The organism is Dietzia sp. UBA5065 (assembly GCA_002415925.1).
GTDB lineage: Bacteria > Actinomycetota > Actinomycetes > Mycobacteriales > Mycobacteriaceae > Dietzia.
This window is the reverse complement of the sequence record DIAZ01000169.1, coordinates 3,054-6,426: the sequence shown is the minus strand read 5'-3', so window position 1 is coordinate 6,426 and position 3,373 is coordinate 3,054. Positions and strand designations below refer to the sequence as shown.

Annotated in this window: 5 protein-coding genes; 2 read left to right on the top strand and 3 right to left on the bottom strand. The window is 72.8% G+C overall.

The window, feature by feature from the left end:
• The 3 genes from B4M60_RS13660 to B4M60_RS13650 all read right to left on the bottom strand — a co-directional run.
• Positions 1 to 818 (bottom strand): 2-dehydropantoate 2-reductase N-terminal domain-containing protein (locus tag B4M60_RS13660; protein ID WP_291085102.1); only part of this gene is annotated, 818 nt, incomplete at its 3' end.
• 71 nt (positions 819 to 889) lie between these two features.
• On the bottom strand, positions 890 to 1,564 hold the full coding sequence (locus tag B4M60_RS13655; protein ID WP_291085099.1) for an SDR family oxidoreductase: 675 nt from the start codon (positions 1,562 to 1,564) through the stop codon (positions 890 to 892).
• A gap of 50 nt (positions 1,565 to 1,614) precedes the next feature.
• Positions 1,615 to 2,091: a MarR family winged helix-turn-helix transcriptional regulator gene (locus B4M60_RS13650; protein WP_291085096.1), complete on the bottom strand. Its 477-nt coding sequence runs from the start codon at positions 2,089 to 2,091 to the stop codon at positions 1,615 to 1,617.
• A 123-nt stretch (positions 2,092 to 2,214) separates the two neighbouring features.
• Between B4M60_RS13650 and B4M60_RS13645 the strand changes: the two genes are divergently transcribed.
• Together B4M60_RS13645 and B4M60_RS13640 are read left to right on the top strand one after the other, a co-directional pair.
• Positions 2,215 to 3,033 carry an alpha/beta fold hydrolase gene (locus B4M60_RS13645; protein ID WP_291085093.1) on the top strand — a complete coding sequence of 273 codons (819 nt, stop codon included), beginning with the start codon at positions 2,215 to 2,217 and terminating at the stop codon, positions 3,031 to 3,033.
• A gap of 88 nt (positions 3,034 to 3,121) precedes the next feature.
• A partial coding sequence (locus B4M60_RS13640) for an ATP-binding cassette domain-containing protein (RefSeq protein WP_291085090.1) occupies positions 3,122 to 3,373 on the top strand: 252 nt, incomplete at its 3' end.

Below are 3,373 nucleotides of genomic sequence, written 5' to 3'. Positions count from 1 at the left end.
GCGTCGACCCGGACCACGGTCGTGGCCAGCCTGCGGAAGACCGGGGTGGGCAGCCGCATGATGGTCGGCAGCAGCGCCGCGGGGACGGGGAGGGGGACCCGCGGGACCACCCCGGCCGCGGTGAAGACGCGGATCGCCTCGAGCTGGCAGATGGCCACGCAGCGCCGCAGGTCGTGGTCGAGCAGCTCGGTGCGCAGCGGGAGCCCGGACAGCGCCTGGACGGCGTTGTTGAGGTTGAGCAGGACCTTGCCGTGGAGCACGGCCTGGATGTCGTCGGTCGCCCGGACCTGGAGGCCGGCCCGCCTCATCACGTCGATGAGGGGCGCCGCCGCCGGGTGCTCGGCCAGGCGGATCTCGCCCGTGCTGGTCCGGCGGTAGGTGGCGGGCCCGGTCCGGGCCACGTTGAAGGGGATGACCCCGGCGATCACGGGCGCCACGTCCACCGCGTCGCGGATCAGGTCCGCCGAGTGCAGCCCGTTCTGCAGGCCCACCACGAGGGAGCCGCGGCGCAGGAACGGGACGAACTCCGCGGTCGCCGCCGCGGTCGAACCCGCCTTGGTGCACACCAGCACCACATCCGAGCGCCGCACGGACTCGGGGGACTCCGCCAGCGTGAGGGACTCGGCGGGCAGGTGGAGGCGGTCGCCCTCGCCCTCGCCCGACTCCACGGTGAGGCCCACCGCGCGGATGGGGTCCAGGACGTGGGGTCGTCCGACGAGGGTCACGTCGGCGTGGGGGGCGAGTCGGCCGCCCAGATAGCAGCCGACCACGCCGGCGCCGATCACCGTGATGCGCAGTGGCGTGTCCGGGCTGGTCATGGTGAGGGTGACGTTACGACACCCGACCCGGCCGGGGTGCCGGATCGGGAGGCGCGCCGACGGGTCGGGAGTCAGTGGGGCCGGGGCCTGAGCACGATCTCCGTGGGGTGGGCGTCCGGGGCGGCGTCGAGGGCGTCGCGGATGGCCGCGGCCACTGAGCCGGGGCTGAGATAGGACGACGGCTGGTACGTCCCGCCCTCGCCCGCGACGATCGCGCGCTGCATGTCGGTGTCCACCCGCCCCGGGTGCACCGAGGTGACGCGCAGCGTGGGTTCCTCGCCGCGGATCGTGTCGGTGACGGCGCGGAGGGCGAACTTGGACGCGCTGTAGGAGCCCCAGCCGGGCTTTGCGGTGAACCCCGCGCCGGAGTTGACGACGACGAGGTGGCCCCGGGCCGCGCGCAGCGCCGGGAGCAGCGCCCGGGTCAGCTCGACCACGGCCATCACGTTGACCTCGAACGCGCGGCGCCACTGCGCGGCCTCGGAGGAGTCGATACGGCCCAGCTCGGCGACCCCGGCACTGTGGACGAGCCCGTCGAGGGTCCCGATTCCGTCGGCGACCCGCGCGACCCCCTCGGCGGTCGTGAGATCGGCCGCCACGACGCGGGCGCTGGAGCAGTCGCGCGCCACGGCGTCCAGGGCGCCGGTGTCCCGGCCCACCAGGATCAGGTCGTGGTGGGCCTCCAGGGCCCTGGCGGTGGCCGCCCCGATGCCGCGGGAGGCTCCGGTGACGAGAACGGTGCTCATGGCGGGTCAGGCTAGCGGGTCACGGTGGGCGGCCCCCGGCCCGGACCGGCTCAGCTCGGCAGGTCGTGCTCGTCGAAGGCGTCCAGGAGCGCGTTGAGCGCCGGCACCGCCGCCGAGAGGGTGTCCCGGTGCTCCGGGGACAGCCGGGACAGGTGCTCGGCGAAGTCCCGGTCGCGGGCGTCGAGGACCTGGTTGATCCGGGCGCGGCCCAGGTCCGTCAGGCTCACGCACACTCCCCGGCGGTCCGACTCGGCCGGCACGCGCTCGACGTATCCCATGGCCTCGATGACGGTCACCGAGTTGCTGGTCGTGGGAACCCGGACGTTCTCCAACCGGGCCAGGTCGGTCATGCGGAGCCGGCCGTAGCGGGCCAGCGTGTAGAGCATGGACGTCTGAGCTCGGCTCAAGGCGTACTGCGTGTTCTGCCGCCGGACCAGCAGATCGAGCCGGAGAAGGATGGGTCGGAACTCCGTCTCCAGGCCCTGCTGCCTCTCGGTCGCCGAAATGTCTGCCGTGTTCACATTCATGGTGTTCCCCCCTTGGTGCACGCGTCCCCCACAGTCGCGTGGGACAAGTGTAAGCACATTCTTCAACGGGAGTGGGGCGCTCTCCCGGTTCCCGGCGGCCGGATCCTGGTACACACTGGGGCCATGGTTCTGCATCACCGCATATCGGGCTCCGGTCCCACCGTCGTGCTGATCCACGGGGTGTGTCACCGCTCCCACGCCTGGGATGCCGTGGTCCCGCTGCTGACGGACCGTTTCCGGGTGGTGGTGGTGGACCTTCCCGGGCACGGGGAGTCGGCGGATCTCCCCGACGCCGGGGACGTGCTCGAGTACATGGTGGGCCGTGTCGCCGAGCTCATCGACGCGGTGGTGCCCGAGGGGGAGCGGCCGCACCTCGCCGGCAACTCCCTCGGGGGCTTCCTCGCGCTGGAGCTGGGGGCCCGCGGTCTGGCGAGCAGCGTCACGGCGCTCTCGCCCGCCGGGTTCTTCCGCTCCCACGCCGACTGGCGGTACACCGTGTCGGTGTTCCACGGCCTTCGTCGCGCGGCCGGGACTCTCGGCCGCCATCTCCCGGCGGTCTCGGAGAGGGCGGTGGGCCGAGCGGTGATGATGGGCGTGTTCTGCGCCAGGCCGTGGCGGTACCCGGCGGAGGCGGCGGCGATCGACGGCGAGGCGATCGTGAACAACACGGTCCTCGACCGGGCCGACCGCGCCGCGTTCGTCTTCTCCGCGCCGGTGGACGAGCAGCTGCCCGTCACCATCCGCTGGGGACGGTTCGACCTCGTCCTCCCCGTGGGGCAGGCCGGGCTCGCCTCCCGACTGTTCCCGCAGGCGCAGGTGGAGATCACGGCCGACGGCCACGTGCCGATGTCCGACGACCCGGACGGGGTGGCCGCGTCCATCGCGGCGTGCGCCGACCGCGGGTCGGCGTACGCGGAGCGACTGTCGGCGCCGCACCGGTGAACCCGGGCGGCTGGCGCTACAGTCGTCGTGTCAACCCTCTATCTCGGATCGTCCGGCACGTTCCTGCCGGTGAAGGGAAGGATCTCGCATGGCTTCGGTGACCTTCGAGAACGTGTCCATCATCTACCCGGGCGCCGCGCGGCGCAGCGTGGATAGGCTCGACCTGGAGATCGCCGACGGCGAGTTCCTGGTCCTGGTCGGGCCGTCCGGCTGCGGCAAGTCCACGACCCTCCGCGCCCTGGCCGGACTGGAGGACGTGGCGGCCGGGCGCATCCTCATCGGCGACAAGGACGTCACCGGCTCCGAGCCCAAGGACCGGGACATCGCGATGGTGTTCCAG

Coding starts and splice junctions, on each gene's coding strand:
- B4M60_RS13650 (WP_291085096.1), bottom strand. CDS start 2,091: ATGAATGTGAACACGGCAGACATTTCGGCGACCGAGAGGCAGCAGGGC.
- B4M60_RS13645 (WP_291085093.1), top strand. CDS start 2,215: ATGGTTCTGCATCACCGCATATCGGGCTCCGGTCCCACCGTCGTGCTG.
- B4M60_RS13655 (WP_291085099.1), bottom strand. CDS start 1,564: ATGAGCACCGTTCTCGTCACCGGAGCCTCCCGCGGCATCGGGGCGGCC.